Annotated in this window: 16 protein-coding genes; 7 read left to right on the plus strand and 9 right to left on the minus strand. The window is 68.4% G+C overall.

What is annotated here, in order from left to right; genetic code table 11:
* Positions 1–41: 41 nt before the first annotated feature.
* A complete protein-coding gene (locus ADBZ9K_RS22450) occupies positions 42–695 on the minus strand; it encodes an HD domain-containing protein (protein WP_526624438.1) in 654 nt (217 codons plus the stop codon).
* 107 nt (positions 696–802) lie between these two features.
* Between ADBZ9K_RS22450 and ADBZ9K_RS22455 the strand changes: the two genes are divergently transcribed.
* Positions 803–1,777 (plus strand): GlxA family transcriptional regulator, encoded by a 975-nt coding sequence (locus tag ADBZ9K_RS22455; protein WP_526624440.1) that lies wholly within the window; start codon positions 803–805, stop codon positions 1,775–1,777.
* Here the strand turns inward: ADBZ9K_RS22455 and ADBZ9K_RS22460 are convergent.
* The 6 genes from ADBZ9K_RS22460 to ADBZ9K_RS22485 form a co-directional block, all read right to left on the minus strand.
* Positions 1,774–4,569 carry a helix-turn-helix transcriptional regulator gene (locus ADBZ9K_RS22460; RefSeq protein ID WP_526625586.1) on the minus strand — a complete coding sequence of 932 codons (2,796 nt, stop codon included), beginning with the start codon at positions 4,567–4,569 and terminating at the stop codon, positions 1,774–1,776. The two genes, ADBZ9K_RS22455 and ADBZ9K_RS22460, sit on opposite strands and share 4 nt — an antisense overlap.
* Before the next feature lie 119 nt (positions 4,570–4,688).
* Positions 4,689–5,444, minus strand: a complete 756-nt coding sequence (locus ADBZ9K_RS22465) for an SDR family oxidoreductase (protein WP_526624441.1) — start codon at positions 5,442–5,444, stop codon at positions 4,689–4,691.
* A 107-nt stretch (positions 5,445–5,551) separates the two neighbouring features.
* Positions 5,552–6,379, minus strand: coding sequence for a cutinase family protein (locus ADBZ9K_RS22470; RefSeq protein ID WP_526624443.1), 828 nt, complete (start codon positions 6,377–6,379; stop codon positions 5,552–5,554).
* Between the two features lie 55 nt (positions 6,380–6,434).
* Positions 6,435–7,928: an FAD-dependent oxidoreductase gene (locus ADBZ9K_RS22475; RefSeq protein ID WP_526624445.1), complete on the minus strand. Its 1,494-nt coding sequence runs from the start codon at positions 7,926–7,928 to the stop codon at positions 6,435–6,437.
* 211 nt (positions 7,929–8,139) lie between these two features.
* Complete coding sequence (locus tag ADBZ9K_RS22480; RefSeq protein ID WP_526624447.1) at positions 8,140–8,982, minus strand: LLM class flavin-dependent oxidoreductase; 843 nt, start codon at positions 8,980–8,982, stop codon at positions 8,140–8,142.
* The gene (locus ADBZ9K_RS22485; protein WP_526624448.1) at positions 8,979–9,746 is read right to left on the minus strand and encodes an SDR family oxidoreductase; all 768 of its coding nucleotides are present in this window, start codon (positions 9,744–9,746) and stop codon (positions 8,979–8,981) included. The genes ADBZ9K_RS22480 and ADBZ9K_RS22485 overlap by 4 nt, the downstream gene beginning before the upstream one ends.
* A gap of 121 nt (positions 9,747–9,867) precedes the next feature.
* On the opposite strand from ADBZ9K_RS22485, the gene ADBZ9K_RS22490 reads away from it, so the two are divergent.
* Positions 9,868–10,854, plus strand: a complete 987-nt coding sequence (locus ADBZ9K_RS22490) for an Lrp/AsnC family transcriptional regulator (RefSeq protein ID WP_526624450.1) — start codon at positions 9,868–9,870, stop codon at positions 10,852–10,854.
* A gap of 8 nt (positions 10,855–10,862) precedes the next feature.
* Here the strand turns inward: ADBZ9K_RS22490 and ADBZ9K_RS22495 are convergent, their stop codons facing one another.
* Positions 10,863–12,368, minus strand: coding sequence for a PucR family transcriptional regulator (locus tag ADBZ9K_RS22495; RefSeq protein ID WP_526624452.1), 1,506 nt, complete (start codon positions 12,366–12,368; stop codon positions 10,863–10,865).
* Positions 12,369–12,489: 121 nt separating this feature from the next.
* Between ADBZ9K_RS22495 and ADBZ9K_RS22500 the strand changes: the two genes are divergently transcribed.
* Genes ADBZ9K_RS22500 through ADBZ9K_RS22520 form a run of 5 tightly spaced genes read left to right on the plus strand, consistent with a single transcriptional unit; the run spans position 12,490 to position 17,234 of the window.
* A complete protein-coding gene (locus tag ADBZ9K_RS22500; protein WP_526624454.1) occupies positions 12,490–13,968 on the plus strand; it encodes an amino acid permease in 1,479 nt (492 codons plus the stop codon).
* Positions 13,968–14,660: an SDR family NAD(P)-dependent oxidoreductase gene (locus ADBZ9K_RS22505; protein WP_526624456.1), complete on the plus strand. Its 693-nt coding sequence runs from the start codon at positions 13,968–13,970 to the stop codon at positions 14,658–14,660. The genes ADBZ9K_RS22500 and ADBZ9K_RS22505 overlap by 1 nt, the downstream gene beginning before the upstream one ends.
* Complete coding sequence (locus tag ADBZ9K_RS22510; protein WP_526624458.1) at positions 14,660–15,415, plus strand: SDR family NAD(P)-dependent oxidoreductase; 756 nt, start codon at positions 14,660–14,662, stop codon at positions 15,413–15,415. Before ADBZ9K_RS22505 ends, ADBZ9K_RS22510 begins: the two co-directional genes overlap by 1 nt.
* Positions 15,403–16,362 carry an agmatinase gene (gene speB, locus ADBZ9K_RS22515; protein ID WP_526624460.1) on the plus strand — a complete coding sequence of 320 codons (960 nt, stop codon included), beginning with the start codon at positions 15,403–15,405 and terminating at the stop codon, positions 16,360–16,362. The genes ADBZ9K_RS22510 and speB overlap by 13 nt, the downstream gene beginning before the upstream one ends.
* Entirely contained in the window at positions 16,359–17,234 is an 876-nt protein-coding gene (locus tag ADBZ9K_RS22520; RefSeq protein ID WP_526624462.1) for a polysaccharide deacetylase family protein, read from the plus strand. The genes speB and ADBZ9K_RS22520 overlap by 4 nt, the downstream gene beginning before the upstream one ends.
* An 8-nt stretch (positions 17,235–17,242) precedes the next feature.
* Here ADBZ9K_RS22520 and ADBZ9K_RS22525 read toward each other — a convergent pair whose 3' ends face one another.
* On the minus strand, positions 17,243–17,863 hold the full coding sequence (locus tag ADBZ9K_RS22525; RefSeq protein WP_526624464.1) for a TenA family protein: 621 nt from the start codon (positions 17,861–17,863) through the stop codon (positions 17,243–17,245).
* Positions 17,864–17,866 lie beyond the last annotated feature (3 nt).

A 17,866-nucleotide genomic window follows, 5' to 3' on the forward strand; every position in this document is an offset into this window, starting at 1 on the left:
CCTTGAGAACCCGTAGTCCGGGGTCCGTGGCCCCGGGCCGGCTATTCCGACCAGCTGTTACCCAGGATGCACTCGACGAAATCCGCACGGACAAAGCTGCTGTCAAAATGGTCGAGCAGGTCGGCGTTCATGGTGCCCTGGGTGGTGGCCGGCCGGCCCCTGACGCCCTCGACGAACGCGTGCAGGATCCGGTTCTTGAAATCGGGACGCGGATGGGCCGCAACGACCGCCGCAATCGCGTCGGAATCGAGGTCGTCGCGGCCGATGCCCAGCACGTCGGTCTCCACGCCGGCGGTCACCAGCGCGGTTTCGGGGTCGAGGAACTCGGGCACGCCGGGGGTGGTGTGCAGGGCGATACCGAGCCACACCTTGCGCGCGGCAGCCGCATCGACGCCGCGCTGCACCAGGAAGTCGCGCGCCGCGTTCGCCCCGTCGACTTCGAAGCGCAGCGCCGAAGAATTCCGGTAGGCCTCGGTGAGCCCGAGGTCGTGGAACATGGCGCCCACGTAGAGCAATTCCAGATCGGGCCGAAGCCCGAGACGCCGGCCTTGCAGCGCCCCGAACAGGAACACCCGACGGGAGTGGTGGAAGAGCAGGTCGTCCTCGGCGTCGCGGATGAACGCGGTGACGTCGCGGGTCAGTGGGGTGTCGGGGATCTCGATCCCGGCGATGGCTTCGCCCAGCTTGGTGGTCATGTCGGCTCCTCGGGTTGGTGACTGCTAGTGCCACCCTGCGCCGTCGAGCTGCGGCGGGCAGCTGGCCGGTGCGCCACCTTTCCCACAGAAAGCGACACAATGGGTACATGGCGGACAGTGGCAGTCCCCGGCTGGTGGTGATCGTCGTCTTCGACGGGGTCAAGCTGCTGGACGCGGTGGGCCCGGCCGAGGTGTTCGCCGAGGCGAACCGGTTCGGGGCCGACTACCGGCTGGAGATCGCCTCGGTGGACGGACGCGACGTGATCACCACGATCGGCACCCGATTCGCCGTCACCCAAACCATTTCGGCTATCGATGCCGCTGACACCGTCGTGGTGGCCGGCGGCGACGTGCTGGTGGGCCGCCCGATCGACCCCGCCCTCGTAGAGGCGCTGAAATCGGTGCCAGACCGGACCCGCCGGCTGGCCTCGGTCTGCACCGGATCGTTCATCCTCGCCCAGGCCGGCCTGCTCGAGGGACGCCGGGCCACCACCCACTGGCGCCACGGCCGACTGCTGGCCCGCGCCTTCCCCGACGTGCGCGTCGAGCCCGACGCGATCTTCGTCCGTGACGGCAACGTGTTCACCTCGGCGGGAGTGTCATCGGGCATCGACCTGGCCCTGGCCCTTGTCGAAATGGACTACGGCGGTGCGCTGGTCCGTGACGTCGCGCGGTCCTTGGTGGTCTACCTGAAGCGGTCCGGTGGGCAGTCCCAGTTCTCGGTGCTGGTCGAGGCCGACCCACCGCCGACATCCGCGCTGCGCCCGGTCACCGACGCGATCGCCGCTGACCCGGCCGCGAATCACAGTGTGAAACACCTTGCCGCCCAAGCCTCCTTGAGCACCCGCCAGCTCACTCGGCTGTTCCAGTCGGAGTTGGGCACCACGCCGGCGCGCTACGTCGAGATGGTGCGCGTCGATGTAGCGCGGGCGGCACTCGAAGTCGGGCACAGCATCGCCGAAAGCGCCCGACTGGCGGGATTCGGCAGCCCGGAGACGTTGCGACGGGTCTTCGTCAGCCACCTCGGGCTGTCGCCGCGGGCCTATCGGGACAGATTCCGCACCGCCGCGCCCGGCACCTAACCGTCCCAGGACATCGACCGCAACTGCCTGCGCGAGGTGATACCGAGCTTGGCGAACACCTTGCGCAGATGCCATTCGACGGTGTGCGAGCTGATGAACAGCTGGGCCCCAATCTCCTGATTCGTCAAGCCTTCCCCGGCGAACCGCGCGATCTGGGCCTCCTGGGCCGTCAGCTCGACACCCGAATTCGACCGCTGGACCAGCACTTTCTCGCCGTTGGCCACCAGCTCGCGGCGGGCGCGCTCGGCGAACGCCTGGGCCCCCATCCTGGTGAACATCGCGTGTGCCTCGGCCAGGTGCTTGCGGGCGTCGAGACGCCGCAGGACCCGTCGCAGCCACTCACCGTAGACCAGATGGGCGCGGGCGCGGTGCACGACGACGGTGGTGCGCGCAAGCCGTTCGATGGCTTCGGTGAACTGCGCGTCGGCGGCCGCGTCATCGGCCAGCAGGGCCTGGGCACTGGCCAGCGCCCCCAGCCCCCAGTCCGTTCCGCTGGCTCCGGCACGTTCGGCCAGTCGCTGCAGGGCCCCGCTCGCCCGGTCCTGCTTGCCGCTACGGGCCGCGGCCTCGACCAGTTCGTAGAGCGACCAGCCGTGGAATCCGAAATCCTCGTATTCACAGACGGACTCGGCCGCCACCAGCGCCTCGCCGTAACGGCCCAGCCCGTTATAGAGCACCGCGGTGGCATAGCCCGTCAGCCCAAGAAGCCGACCTTCACCCCTGGCTGTTCCGTCGTTGGCGGCAGCCTGGATCATCGGCAGGGCCGCCGCCTCGTCGCCCCGCCATGCCGTCAGCATCAGCGCATGGTACTTAACGGCCCCGTGGTAGGTGGTCGCCGCTGTGATCGATTCTGCTTCCTCGATAAGTGTTGCGGCGGTGCGGAATTCGCCCTCCAACAGACGAACGCCGGCCTGGTAGACCAGGGCCCGCGGAAGGCTGGCCAGCGCACCGGCCGCCCGGGCCTGTTGGACCGCAGCGCTGGCGAGCTGGCCCACCACCTGCTCGTCCCACAGCTCGTGGGCGGCTGATTCCTGCAGGATCGGGAAGGCCGGCACCATCCAGCGCAGCACCTGCCGGTCGTCACCGACGGCTTGGCGACACATGTGGTCCAGCCCGGTCCTCAGCGCGCCCGAGCCGGCGCTGACGCCGTGGGTGATCCGCTCGGCAATGCCCTTGAGCAGGAAGTCGACCGAGCGGGTCAGGTCGGCCGGCCCGCCGAGAGCCGACAGGGCCGCCTGGGCCGTCCGGGTGAACGCTTCCGGTTCGCCCAGTCGCCCGGCATACATCAGCGCCGCCAGCGCCTCGAGGTAGCTCTCCCGCGCCGCGTCGTCGTCCAGGCCCTCCAGCCGCCTGGCGGCGTCGAGCAGCGATTGCGCCGTGTCGCGCACCGGAGGCGCCCCGGTGTCACCGGCGCGGCTGCGGACGAAGTCCATCTGGGCCCGCAGCCGTGCCACGTGTGCCTGCTGCAGTTCGGAGAGCGGTCCGAGTTCGGCCAGCGCCAACAACTCCCGCGCCGCAGCAGGGGCGGCCGCGTCCCGTTTGGCCTGCGCGGCCGCCACCGCCCTGGCGCCACGGAGCTCGGGGTCGGCGGTCAGTGCGGTGGCGCGCTCCAGGAACACCGCCGCCGCCGCCACACCGCCGCGGCGCTGGGCGCGGGCAGCCGAGCCCGCCAGTTCGGCGGCTACCGCGTCGTCCGGCCCGGCGGCGGCGTTGGCGGCGTGCCAGGCCCGCCGGTCGGGGTCGGCCTGCGGATCGGTGGCATCAGCCAACGCGCGGTGGATCATTCGCCGGTCGGAGAGATCGGCGGCACGGTAGGCCGCCGACCGCAGCAGCGGATGCCGAAAGCGCATCCGCGGCCCGAACTCGATCACTCCGGCAGCTTCGGCCGGCGCCAGGGCATCGACCGGGATGCCCAGCTGTGCGGCGGCGCGCAGGAACAGCGCCGCGTCGCCGACCGGCTCCGCGGCCGCGACCAGCAGCAGTCGCCGGGTCGGTTCGGGAAGCGATTGGATGCGCCGCACATAGCTCTGCTCGATCTCGCCGGGTGCGGACGACGCGCCCGACAGCCAGAACCCGCCGGCCAGTTCGGTCGCCGAGACGTTGCGCGGAACTTCCAGCAGCGCAAGGGGATTGCCGCGCGTCTCGGCCACGATACGGTCGCGCACCGGTGGGTCGATACCGCCGGGCAGCACCGACTCGAGCAGCTCGCGCGCGTCGGTGTCGGACAGTCCGCCGATCACGAGTTCGGGCAACCCGGCCAGCACCTCGGTACCGGCGTCGCGGACGGCGAACACCAGCCCAATCGGTTCTGCGAGCAACCGGCGACCTACGAAGCCGAGGGTCTGCACCGAGACCTGATCGAGCCATTGGGCGTCGTCGACGATGCACAGCAGCGGGTCACGCTGCGCGGCGGCGGCCATCACGCTCAGGACGGCCAATCCGACCAGGAACCGATCCGGCACGTCGCCCGTGCCCCGGCCGAAGGCGACCGTGAGCGCGTCGCGCTGCGGTTCGGGCAGGTCGTCGAGGTGGTCCATGAGCGGGGCACACAGCTGCTGCAATCCGGCGAAGGCAAGCTCCATGTCCGATTGCACTCCGGCCACATGCAGAGTGCGGAAGCCGGACGCCTGCTTGACCAGCTGGCCCAGCAGTGCGGTCTTGCCGACCCCGGCCTCACCGCGCACCACCAACACCTGGGAGCCACCCGATCGAACGGTGGCGATCAGCTCGTCGAACGCCCGGCGTTCCGTTGCACGGCCACGCAACTGCACACCCCAGCGCTCGCTCGGAATCGGCACCACCGTGTCTGCCCCCAGCGGACTTCATCGGTTTTCCGTGTCGATCGTAGCGAGTGCCCGGCCCAGCAGGGCGATCAGGACGCCGGGCGTCGGAGACCTCCCCGGTCGGGTCTCTACGAGGTCGCGGCCGCTTCGAGCACCCAGTCCTCGAAGCGGGTGTCGAACAGGGTTGCGCCGGGCCCGGGTACTAGGGTCCGGTCATCGATGTCGATGCCCCAGTACTGGGCGGTGGGATCTGCGACGACCGCGCGGCGGTCCCCCCGGGCGGTCAGCGCGGTCCTGATCAGGCTCGGCAGGGCAACCATCTCGGGCCCGCCGATTTCGGCGATCCCATTCACCGGGTCCGCCAGCGCGGCGATGGCGACACCTTCGGCGACGTCGGCGGCCGCCATCGGCTGGAAGTGCGCCGGCGGCAGCACCACCGTGTCGCCGACGGTTGCGGAGTCAGCCAGGGTGGCGAGGAATTCGAAGAACTGGGTCGCGTGCACGATCGAGAATGGGATCGGGCCTTCGCTGATCATCGTCTCCTGCACCAGCTTGGCCTGGAAGTATCCGCTCTGCGGTGCCAGCCGATCGGTGCCGACCACCGACAGTGCGATGTGGTGGCCGACGCCGGCGTCCTTCTCGGCGCTCAGCAGGTTGGTCGTCGCCGTGCGGAAGAAATCCATCGCCGTGTCGTCCAGCGCCGGCGAGTTCGAGACGTCGACGACGGCCGAGGCACCGGCGAGGACCTCCGGCAGGCCCTCGCCGGTAATGGTGTTCACCCCGGTCGAGGGTGCGGCGGCGACGGCTTCATGGCCGCGCGTGCGCAGGGCGTGTACCAGTTTCGACCCCACCAGGCCGGTGCCACCGATGACGACGATCTTCATGACGAGTCTCCTTGCTCTCACGGCTCTCAGGTGCTGAACAGCTCCCTGACGGCGAGAACGGATGGAGCGGCGCAGACTCATCCCGTGCCGTGCGGCCCCGGCGCGAGTCAGGCGGTGCCGGGCGCCGCCAGTTCGACCGACGGTGCCGGACTGGCGCTCGTCACCAGGTTGTACAGCGGCGCGCCCCAGCCGTGCAGGCCGGCCGAGGCGGGTGCATAGGCGGTGTGGATGGCAATGGACGCCGCCGAGATCTTGCCGGTGTCGGGGTCGTAGTCACAGACCGGATCACCCACATCGCAGACACTGATCGTGCGCGCCCCGACCTCCGGTGGCAGCGGCGAGGTGTTGGTCGAGGCCAGGAAGGAATGCTCCTGGGCGACGCCTTCGCCGAGGCCCTGCCGGACCGCGGTCGATCCCAGCTTGATCGTGGTGTCCACGGGCAGCCGGTCGCCGTCGGCGATCAGCAGCGCGGCGGCCAGGTGGGGATCGTCGGCGAGGGTGTACAGGTTGCGATGGACCACCATCGCACCTTGGGAGTAGCCGGCCAGGATCACCTTGCTGTCGGGGCAGCGCTGGGTGAACGCCGTGTACTGCTCGGCGGTCGCATCGGTGCCGTCACCGACGCTGCCGAGGAAGTCCAGCCAGCCGCCCAGCCCGCCCTCCAAGGGCACCGGTGCCGCGGGATATTGCACGGCCTCGGCGTCCACGGTCTTACCGTCGGCGCTGAGTTGGGCCTTCAACTGCTGGTAGGACTGGTAGACCACCGACCCCATGCCGCCGTCGGCGGTCAGGCCCGCGCCGTCACGCTGGCCGGATCCGGCCGCGCCGATCCAGTGGAAGTCTGCGCACCCGGCTTCGGCGGCGGCAGTCCCGGTGGCCAGCCCGGCCAAGCCGATACCTGCGGCGAGCACGGCCGTTCCCACACGGTGAATCACGATGGCGTTCCTCCCAGGTTGTCACCAGGTAGATCGTTTCGACCGCCGCCGGCTGTTACGCCGGCCCGGCAGGCGACCCGAACCAGGTGGTGAGCGCGTCGCCGAGCCCCAGGTCGGATCCGTCGACGCCCACCCAGGCGACGTGGCCGTCCGGCCGGATCAGCACTGCACTCGGGGCGTCCACAGTCCCGAGCACGGGCAATTCCCAACTTCCGTCAAAGCCCGCTTGTACCAGGCGAATTCGACCATCCCAACCGGCGATGTCGAGGTCACCCGGCTCGCCGAGGGTGAGGAGCACCGGTCGGGCCTGGTGCAGCAGGTCGAAGACGCGGATCGGACCGTCGGTGGTGTCCAGGACGAGATCGGGGATGCGCCGGCCCAGCAGGGGGTGCCCGTCACCCAGGTCGTAGCGGATGTCGAGGCCGGACATTCTGGCCGCCAATCGTTTACGTGGCTCGTCCATGCCGAGCAGCTCTGCTACGACGCCGTGCAGCTCCGTCGTCCGGTCGTCGGTGCGCAGCAGTGCGACCTGCGCCATCGTGGTCCGCAGGACGCGCGCAGCGACCGGGTGGCGTTCGTCGTGGTAGGTGTCCAGCAGGCTGTCGGGCGATACCCCCTCGATCACCTGGGCCAGCTTCCAGCCCAGGTTCACCGCGTCCTGCACGCCGGTGTTGAGTCCCTGCCCGCCTGCCGGGTGGTGGATGTGCGCGGCGTCGCCGGCCAGCAGGACGCGCCCATTGCGATAGCTCCGCGCCTGCCGGGCCACGTCGGTGAATCGGGCGATCGACCTGGGACTGTGGATTCCGAAGTCGGTGCCGTACACCACGCGCAGCGCCTCGCTCAGGTCCCGCAACTGCGGTTCGCCGGCTCCGGCGGTGAGCCGCCGCTCGGTCACCATGACCCGCACCGGCTCGTCGTCCCTATCCCGACTGAAGCCGTGGATGCCGATAGCGTCGCGCCGAATGCCCCACTGCGGCTCGTCGTCGACCTCGACCTGAGCGAGCAGGTAGCTCGTTGTCGGGTCCCATCCGGGGAAGTCGATGCCCGCCGTCTTGCGGACCCGGCTGCGTCCACCGTCGCATCCGACGAGGTATTGCGCGCGTATCGACCGGCGGCCGGCTAGTTCGACGTCGACGCCCGCGTGGTCCTGGACGAAGCCGGTGACCTCCGTCCCGCGATGGATCGGCACCGCCAACTCGGTGACCCATTCGGCCAGGATGCGTTCGATCTCGTTCTGCCACAGCGCCAAACCGTAGGGATGCGGGGTGGGGAAATCGCTGATGTCTAGCCGGATCTGGGCAAAGCCGGCGACTTGCATCGCCTGCCCGGCGGCCAGGAAGCGGTCAGCAATCCCGCGCTGATCGAGTACCTCGATGGTCCGGGAATGCAGACCACCGGCCCGTTGGCCGAGCACGTCCTGACTGGCCCGGCGCTCGACGATGGCGGCGTCGACCCCGGCCAGCGCCAGCTCACCGGCGAGCATCAGTCCCGTCGGCCCTCCCCCCGCGATCAGCACCGCATGGTCGCCCGTGTCGTGTAATTGACGCATCCGCATACCCCCAGGTTTGGCGAGTTTCCGCCTCGGCCAGCGATTTTGCGATACGACGGGGGTCTTGCCGCAAGCCCCCCAGTGCGCTATACGTTGAAAGAGGCGAGGAACAGTTTCCTTCCGCCGACAGCAGCACAATCGACTCGCGTGACGGCGCGCGGTGATGAATTGCGCTCAGGCCGCCACGACTCTCCCGAACTGCGGGCACGGTTTACAGAACAGCATCGGCCAGTAGGTCGACCTGGTCGATCGAGAAGACAGCGGGGTGGAAGAGCAGTCGGTCAAAGCCGAGATCACGATAGGCCCGGACCGCGGCGCGGGCATCCTCGGCGAAGCACACCATGTCGTCAACGTTGAGTTTCGCGTAGTCCGGTTTGAATCCGTAATAGCGGGCGAGGTGGTCGCGACCGGATTGCACGACGGCATCAGAGCCGAGCGCGAAGTTGACCGACGCATGAATCTGGGGACTTCCGGATCGCCCGGCTGCCTGCCAACCTGCCCGAACGCGGTCGGCGAATACCGACTGTGTCGGGAAGTCTCGCAGCGCGCCGGCCACCCACCCGTCGCCGATGGTGGTCGCGCGCCGAATCGTGGCTTGTGAGCGCCCGCCGAAGAGAAGTGGAATCTGCACGGGCGCCGGGCACAGCATCGGATCGCCGCTCCAGGCGCGGCGCATGACGGTGAGTTGTTCGTCGAGGACACGGCCACGCTTGCCGAAGTCCAGCCCGACTGCCGCGTAGTCGTCGGGGCGTGACCCTACTCCGATGCCGATGGTGATCCGGTCGCCCGCGCAGGCCGCCAGCCCGCTCAGCTGCTTGGCCAGCAAGACAGCCGGATATAGCGGTGCCAGAAGCACATTGGTAACCAGGCCCAAGTCGCTGGTGGCGCCCGCGGCCACCGTCAGAGCGACGATGGAGTCCAGGCTCGGATAGATCGCCCTATCGATCGTGGTGACGGAATCGAATCCCCGTTCCTCGGCGCGCCGCGCCCATGGCGCGATCACGGCTCCAGGCACTCCCGCGATGTGGTTGGGCAAACCGATGCCGATCTTCATGACAATTCCTCCAGTTCCGTTGTCTCATAGCGTTGATTGATCACTGCGAACTGCTCGGCGTACGTCCCAATGCGCTCGGCGTAGCGCAGCTTGCGGGAGGCATCCACGATGATTTCGGTGTCCTCTGGTCGGGACCTGAGTGCCGACATCACCTGCTCGACGAACTCGTCGACGTCGATGGCCCTTTCGTCGGCAGGGCCCGTCATGTCCGTCCGCACCCGTGGTGGAGCGATCTCGATCACCTGAATCTGGCTCTTCCGCAACTGGTGTCGCAGAGACTCGGTGTAGGAGTGCAAACCGGCCTTGGTCGCACAGTAGGTCGGGGCGGCGGCCAGCGGCACGAAGGCCAGCGCAGAGGTGACATTGATGATCGCACCACGTTGCCGACCCAACAGCCTTGGCATCAGTAGCGATGTCAGTGTGATCGGGCCCAGAAGGTTGGTCGAAACGATCGTGGCGGCTGTCACCGGGTCGGGTGTCATCGCGTCTTCTATCGCCATGGCTGCGGCGTTGTTGATCACAATGTTGAGATCCGGGAAGTCGTGGTCGACACGGTCGACGAGGTGGCGCATAGAGGCCGGGTCGCAGACATCGAGTAGTAGGCACTCGATCCCAGGGTGGGAATCGGCGACCGCGCGTAACGGCGCCGGTCGCCGTCCCGCGACGATCACCCGGTTACCGGCGCCGTGCAGCGCCACGGCCAAGCCCCGGCCGATTCCGCTGCCTCCGCCGGTCACCAGAACGGTATTACCCGACAGCAACATTGACGTTCCTCCTCCGTGGTCCCGACTCCAGCGTCGACCCAGGCATACCGAAATGCCCACTCTCTCCCGGCAGATGTGCATAACCAGGCATATATGTGCGCCTGCACGTACTGTTTTCATCATGATGTCGCCGCTAGACGGCCAGATTTTGCACGCGCTCCAGCTGTCCCCGCGGGTGCCGTTTCGCCGGGTCGGCGAGGTCATCGGCGTGCCCGAGCAGACTGTCGCCCGCCGGTACCGCAAGATGCGCCGTGACGGCGCGCTGCGCGTGGTGGGGTTGGTCAATCCGCGGGTGTACGGCGAAAGCCAATGGATCCTGCGCGTTCACACCAAACCCGACGACCTGCCGCGGGTGGCCGACGCCTTGGCTCGCCGGCCTGAGGTCACACATGCGAACGTGCTGTCGGGGTGGACGGAGCTGATGTGCGTCGCGCGAGCCCCGCTCAACGCCAGCGGCGACGGACTTCTGCACCGCCTGCCACGGACGTCCTCGGTTCTGGCAGTGGACGTCGAACTGGTCCTGCACGTCTTCGGTGATCCCGCCGACACGGTGTGGACGGGTTACGGCCATGCGCTCGACGCCCACCAGGTGGCCGCGCTGCAGGCCGCGACGCCCGCGGCAGTGGGTGACCCCGTCCCTCCTCGCGACGATGACCGGCTGCTCTTGGACGCCCTCGCCGAAGACGGCCGTGTTGCCCACGCACAACTGGCCAAGCTCACCGGGTGGTCCCCGGCTCGGGTGACGCGGCGCATCACGACATTGGAATCGTCGGCCACCTTGACCTACGACGTCGACGTGCTGCCGGAGAAGCTCGGCTTTCCCGTCCACGCCGTGGTGTTGCTCACGACGGCGCCGCGCCATGTCCAGCGAGTCGGCCAACAGCTGGTCGGCCACGCCGAAATCGCGTCGGTGGTGGCCGTCAGCGGGCGCAACAATCTCATGGCCGTCGTGATCGTTCCTGACGTCGATCAGCTCTACCGCTACGTCACCGAACGGCTGGGCGCCGTCGATCACATCGAGAGTTACGACGTCAGGGTCCGGACCACCCGGCTCAAACAGGCTGGGTCTCTGGTCTCACGCGGACGTCTCATCACCGCAGACCGCTGACACGGGGGCTACCCGCGCGGCGCCGTCACCAGATCGCGCGCGCGCAGCGCCAGCCACAGTTCGGCGGTGTGCGCGGTGGTCGCCAGGTTGCGGCCGGTGATCTCCTCGATCCGGCGCAACCGGTAGGCGACCGTCTGGCGATGGACACCGACCGCGTCGGCGGTCGACTTCCACGACTTGTCCAGGCGCAGAAACGTATCCAGCGTGTCGGTCAGATCGGTGCCGTGCGCCGCATCGTAGGCAAGCAACTCACCGAGCACGCGATCCACCACCAGCTGGGCTTCGTCGGCATCGCGCAGCACCGACAGCAACGTCGCGTCGGCGTAGCGGCTGACATGATCGGCGGCGTTCTGGGCATCTCGCACAGCCCAATTCGCCTCACGTACCGCGGCTGGTGCCCGGCTCGCCGACACCAGTGGATCGCTGATCCCGATCAACGCCTCCGGACCCAGCCGGCGCTGCAGAACAGCGATCGACGGTGGAGCAGACGGCACCAGCGCATACAGCAGACCGGCGCGGCGCAGCAGCAGGTTCGGGATGCGGTGGCGGTCCAGGCTCAGGTGCAGATGCCGTTCACCGGTCGAACTTCCGCCGTGCACGGCGACCAGCACCGCCCGCTCCGGCGGCAGGCCCGCCTCGTGGAGCTGCCGGGACAGCTCATGCTCACCGAGCCGCAGATCGAGCAGGTTGGCCAGTGTCTCGGCACCGAGTCGGCGGCGATGCTCACGACGGATGTCCTGCTGTACCAACAACACTGCGGCGGCAGTGGCGACATGCTGGAGCAGGACCAGATCCGGTGGAGCAGCGCGGAAATCATAGGTCACCAACACGGTGGGATCCTCGTCGGGAACTTCCACGATCTGCGCCCGCATACCTTCGGCATCCAGATGAAGCACACCCGGCAGCACCCCACCACGTTCGGCAATCAGGCCCACGACCGCGCGCCGCAGGCCTTCCGGTGGTGCGCCGCTCCCATCGAGCACCGGCAGCCCGGTATCGGCATCGAGAAGAACCAGCCGGCAGCGCAATTCCCGGGACAACTGGTCCAGGATCCCGCCTCGCCCGGACCGCAGCACCGACCGCTGGATCAGCGTGTAGACCCGCTCGGTCATCGCCAGGCGGCGACCTTCGTCGGAGAGGTTGGCTTCGGCGACCGCGCGTCCGATCGCGGCGAAGCCCACCGAGAACGGGGCGATCACGATCGGCAAGCCCAGCTCGTCGGCAGCGTCGGTGGCCACCGCAAGCAACTCCGGGGTGTCGGGGTCCATCCCCAGGATCAGTCCCGCGGTGCCATGCTCGGCCAGTCCACGCAATAACGCGAGTTGTCCGTCGGCGTCCGGCGGCAGGGTGCGGCCGTTCTTCATCAGCAACTCGCCGCCGGTCATCCACTCCCACGGGGTGTCCAGATCGGAGGCCTGCGCCCAGGTGACCTGCCGGTCCACCCCCTTGCCGCCGGCACGGAGCTTCAGCCGCAGGTGCGGCATCTCGACGAGATCCAAAACGGTGGGGCCCACAGGCGACGCTCCGAGATGTACTACAGGCTAGTAAGCCGATCAGATTTCATACTAGATGAGTATTCACGGGCCGGGGGTACCGCAGGATAGTCATCCCTCAACGACAAGCTGAGGAGTCCGCATGCAGCCAGTTCTGCCATCGCCTGGTGGTGACGACCCCCGACTCGACCATCTGCAGGACGAGGTCCAACGGCTGCACCGCGGCTTCAGCCTGCGCTCGGCGTTCTCCCTGGCCTTCGCCGACGTCTCCCCGATCGTCGCGATGTACGCCATCTTCGCCCTGGGACTGTTCACCGCCGGACCGCAGTTCTTCTGGGCCTTCCCCATCGTGCTCGTGGGCCAGCTGGCCGTGGCGGCGGTGTTCGGCGAACTGTCCTCGCGATGGCCCTTCGCCGGCAGCGTCTACCAGTGGGCGCGACACGTGCGCGGGACCACCTCCGGGTGGGCCGCGGCCTGGGCCTACATGTGGGGGTTGACCATCGCGCTGGCCACGCTGGCCTACGCCGCGGCCGGATTCCTGCTCGAGGTGTTCGGGGTCGCCGAAGCGGGCCGGTGGACGACGGCTCTGCTCGCCATCGCGATCATCGTGATCGGCACCGCCACCAACATGATCGGACGCCAGATCCTCAAGGTCATGGTGATCGCCAGCATCACCTGCGAGATCGTCGGCTCGGTGGGCCTGGGTGCCGTCCTGCTGCTGTTCTACCGGGAGAACCCGTTCTCCACCCTGCTGGACGGACTGCCCGGCACCAGCGGGTGGGCCGCCGGCCCGATGCTGCTGGCCGTGGCCTACACCGGCTGGGCCTTCGTCGGATTCGAGGCGGCCGGCTCGATCGCCGAGGAGGTCGAGAACCCCGCCCGCAATGTTCCCAAGGCCATCATCGGTAGCCTGGTTGGCGTCGCGTTGATCGTGATGTTCTCCAGTGCCGCACTGATTCTGGCGATCCCCAACCTCGACGAGGTACTGGCCGGCCAATCCGGGGACCCGGTGTCCGACACGTTGACCACGCACCTGGGCGCCGGCATCGCCAAACCGCTGCTGATCATGTTCGTTATCGGCTTCATCTCCAGCTTCCTGGCTGTCCAGGCCGCGGTGTCGCGGTGCATCTGGGGCACCGCGCGTGACCACGGGCTGCCGGCCTCAGGCCTGTTCAGCAAGCTCGCCGGACCAGAACGTATGCCGATCAACGCGATCGGACTGACCGCGGTGGTGGCCGCCCTGCTGGTGTTGCTGGCCGGATCCGACCTCTACAACATCCTGATCAACTTCACCGTCATCGGCTTCTACATCGCGTTCGGCATTCCGGTGCTGGGCGCCGCCTGGTCGCGGATCACCGGACGGTGGACGCCAGGCGAGTTCTCGCTGGGCCGCTGGGGTGCGCCCGTCACCTATTTCGCCGCCGTCTGGATCGTGGCAGAGACGGTCAACGTCGCCTGGCCGCGCGTGCAGCCGGGTCAGCCCTGGTACATCAACTGGAGCATGGTGATCACCACCGTCGTACTCGGGATCATCGGTGGGGCAATCTATCTGAGCCTGCGCCGCACGATCTCCGAACCGCTGGCCGACCGGTTGCAGTACCAGTCGGGGCCGGGGCTCTGATGACACGGGTCGCGTTGGTGACGGGGGCGGCATCGGGCATCGGTGCCGCCGTCGCCGCGCTGCTGGCCGAGCGCGGGTGGATCGTCGCGGGCCTAGACCTCAAACCCGCCCAGGATCTGGCTGCCGCCGTCGCGGTCGACGTGTCCGATTCCGGGCAGGTTCACCGGGCGGTCGGCGCCATCCGCGAGCAGCTCGGTCCGATCGAGGCCTTGGTCAACGCGGCCGGACTCTACGAGATGACCCCGGTGGCGGACATCAGCCCCGCGGCGTGGACGACGATGCTGCGCGTCCATCTGGGCGGGTTGCGCAACGCGGTTCATGCGGTGCTGCCGGAGATGATCGAGCGCCGCCGCGGAGCCATCGTCGCGATCTCCTCGGAGCTGGCGATCGGCGGTGGCGACGGCGACGCACACTATGCGGCCGCCAAGGGCTGCGTCGTCGGCTTCGTGCGCAGCCTGGCCGCCGAGGTCGCCCCCTACGACATACGCGTCAACTCGGTGGCGCCAGGCCCCACCGACACGCCGATGCTGGCACCCGATTCACCCTGGCGCGAGCCCGCCTACCTGGCCACCCTTCCGGCCGGCCGGTTGGGCACACCCGGGGAAGTCGCCCACGCGGTTCATTTCCTGCTCGACGGCCCTGGCTTCTGCGTGGGAGAAGTGTTGTCCCCCAACTGCGGAGCGGTGATCTGATGGGCGCACGTCGGGTAGCCCTCGTCACCGGCGCCACCCAGGGAATCGGCCGTGCCGTCGCCGAACGGCTGGCCGCCGATGGCCACCTCGTGGGCGTCAACGGCCGCAGCGAGAGCCCGCAGATGACCGACGTCGTCGCCGCGGTTGGCGGATTCGCGGTGCCCGCCGACATGTCTGATCCCGCGGCGGTGTCGATGGCCGTGACCGCCGTCGAGGAACGCTACGGACCGATCGCGGTCCTGGTGTGCAACGCCGCGTACATGTCGATGGCTGCCTTCACCGACCACGACGAGGCCGACTGGTGGAAGGTGGTCGACACCAACCTCAGTGGCACCTTCCACACCATCCAGGCGGTCCTGCCCGGGATGCGGCGCCTGGGCGGCGGCCGTATCGTCATCGTCACCTCGGAATGGGGCGTCACCGGCTGGCCGCGCGCGACGGCCTACGCAGCGTCGAAGGCGGGTCTGATCGCTTTGACCAAGTCCCTGGGACGTGAGCTGGCGCGCGAGAATATCGTGGTCAATGCGGTGGCCCCGGGCGTCATCGATACACCCCAACTGGAGGTGGATGCCGCCGACGCCGGTGTCGGCCTCGCCGAGATGCACCGGCGGTACGCCCAGGACATCCCCGTCGGCCGCATCGGCCGGCCCGGCGAAATCGCCGACACAGTGGCACTTTTGACCTCGCCCCAGGCCGGCGCCTTTGTCGGGCAAACCATCCAGATCAACGGAGGATCCACCCGATGCCGAGTATGAGCCACCCCCAGGTCCCGGTCGGGCCCGTCGACGGCCTGCAGGTACCGCGTTACGCCGGCCATTCGACGTTCGCCCGCCTGCCGCGCATCGAGGATGTCTCCCGCTATGACGTGGCCGTCGTCGGCGCACCGTTCGACACCGGGGTGACCTACCGACCGGGTGCCCGATTCGGCCCCAGCCACATCCGACAGTCATCCCGGCTGCTCAAGCCCTACAACCCGGCACTGGACGTCGAGCCGTTCGCCCACCAGCAGGTTGTCGACGCCGGCGACCTGATGTTCAACCCGTTCGAGATCAGCACCGCGATGCAGCAGATCGAACAGGGCGCCTACGAACTGATCCGCGACGGCGCCCGGCTGGTCACCCTGGGCGGTGATCACACCATCGCCTACCCACTCCTGCGGGCCGTCAACAGGATTCACGGTCCGGTCGCTCTCGTGCACTTCGACGCCCACCTCGACACCTGGGACACCTACTTCAACGCACCGCTCACCCACGGGACGCCGTTCCGCCGGGCGGCCGAAGAAGGCTTGTTCGTATCCGGGCACAGCGCCCACGTCGGGATCCGTGGCTCGCTGTACTCACCGAATGATCTCAGCGAGGACGCCGGCATGGGCTTTCATGTTGTGCACTGCCGGGACTTTCTGCGCCGTTCCATCGACGACGTCATCGACGGGCTGCGCCAGACCATCGGCGACCGTCCGCTCTACGTGTCGATCGACATCGACGTCCTGGATCCGGCGCATGCACCCGGCACCGGAACGCCCGAAGCCGGCGGCATGACGAGTCGCGAATTGTTGGAGATCGTCAGGGGATTCGACGGGCTCGCCCTCATCGGTGCCGATATCGTCGAAGTGTCACCGGCCTACGACCATGCCGAGATCACCGGGATCGCGGCGGCCAACCTGGCCTATGAACTCGTTTCGCTGCTGGCGAGGAAGGCATGACCGTGACACCAGCCGCACCGGTGGCCTGGCCGGATGGCAAACGTGCCGCCGCCTGCTTCACCTTCGACGTTGACGCCGAATCTGCGATATTGAACATCGACGCGGCACACGCCGACCGGATGTCGGTGATGTCCCATCAGGCCTACGGCCCGCTGGTCGGGGTACCGCGACTGCTGGCGATGCTGGCCCGCCACGACGTTCGGTCGACGTTCTTCGTCCCCGGCTACACCGCGGTCCGCTATCCCGACGTGGTGCGCGCGATCGTGGATGGCGGACACGAAGTCGCCCACCACGGCTATCTGCACGAGGTGCTCACCGGCAAGACCCCCGAGCAGGAGGCTGCCATCCTGGACCGGGGCAGTGCGGCGTTGGCTGCGCTCACTGGCGAAGCACCGGTGGGCTTCCGGGCGCCGATGTGGGAGCTCAACTGGCAGTCCCCGGCGCTGCTGGCCGAGCGCGGGTTTCTCTACGACACCAGCCTGATGGACGCCGACCACCCCTACGAGCTGCGCGCCGGTGACCGGGGCCGGCTGGTCGAGATCCCGGTGCAGTGGGCCCTCGACGACTGGGAGCAGTACTGCTTCATCCCCGAGGTGTCGGGCACCGGGCTGATCGAGAGCCCCCGCAAAGCCGCCGAGATCTGGCGGCTCGAGTTCGAGGGTTTACGCGCGGTCGGTGGTTGCTTCGTCCTGACGAACCACCCGTTCCTGTCTGGCCGGCCCTCTCGTGCCGCCGCGCTCGAGGAACTTGTCGAACACGTAGTGTCCTGCCCGGATGTCTGGGTGGCACCGTTGCGCGAGATCGCCACGCACGTGCGCGGTCTGGACCTGGCCCCCCGCTCGATCATCCGGCCGGACCCGGCCGACTTCTAGAGCGCCGGTCAATGCTGGGCGTGCCACGCTGATTCGAAGAACGCCAATTCCAGCCCCATGGCTCGGCGATAGGCAGTGCGTACCGCCTCGGTGGAGTCCGCCTGTTTGTCGAGCAGCCCCTCCAATAGCCGTGCGACAGCCTCGAACTCCGGCGCGGCGTAGGTCTGCACCCACGGGCGGTACGGCCCCGCGGCTTCGGCGTCGAGCGACTGACCGAGCCACGCATACGACCGCATACAGGGCATCATCGCCGCGAAAATGACACCGAGCTCCTGCGTAGCCGCGGTCGCAAGAAGGAATTCGGTGTACGCCGACGTCGCCCCGAGCGGCTCCACTACTGCCATGTCGATACCCCACGACTCGGCGTAGGACGCGTGCAGTCCCAGCTCCTCCCGAACCCCGGCGATCAGATCGGCCAGCGCGAGCAGGGTCGGGGTGTCGGGGCTGCGTGCCAGGGCCACGGCGTAGGCGCGCGCGAAGGCCTGCAGGAAGAAGGCGTCCTGTGCCACGTATCCGGCGAAGCATGCCTTGGGCAAGCTGCCGTCGGCGAGTCCGCGTACGAAGGGATGCGCCAGCACCTCGGCGGCCAGATCGGCATTCTCGGACCACAACTGAGCAGACAGGGACATGCC

Origin of the sequence: Mycobacterium sp., from assembly GCF_965229265.1 — a bacterium.
Lineage (GTDB): Bacteria > Actinomycetota > Actinomycetes > Mycobacteriales > Mycobacteriaceae > Mycobacterium.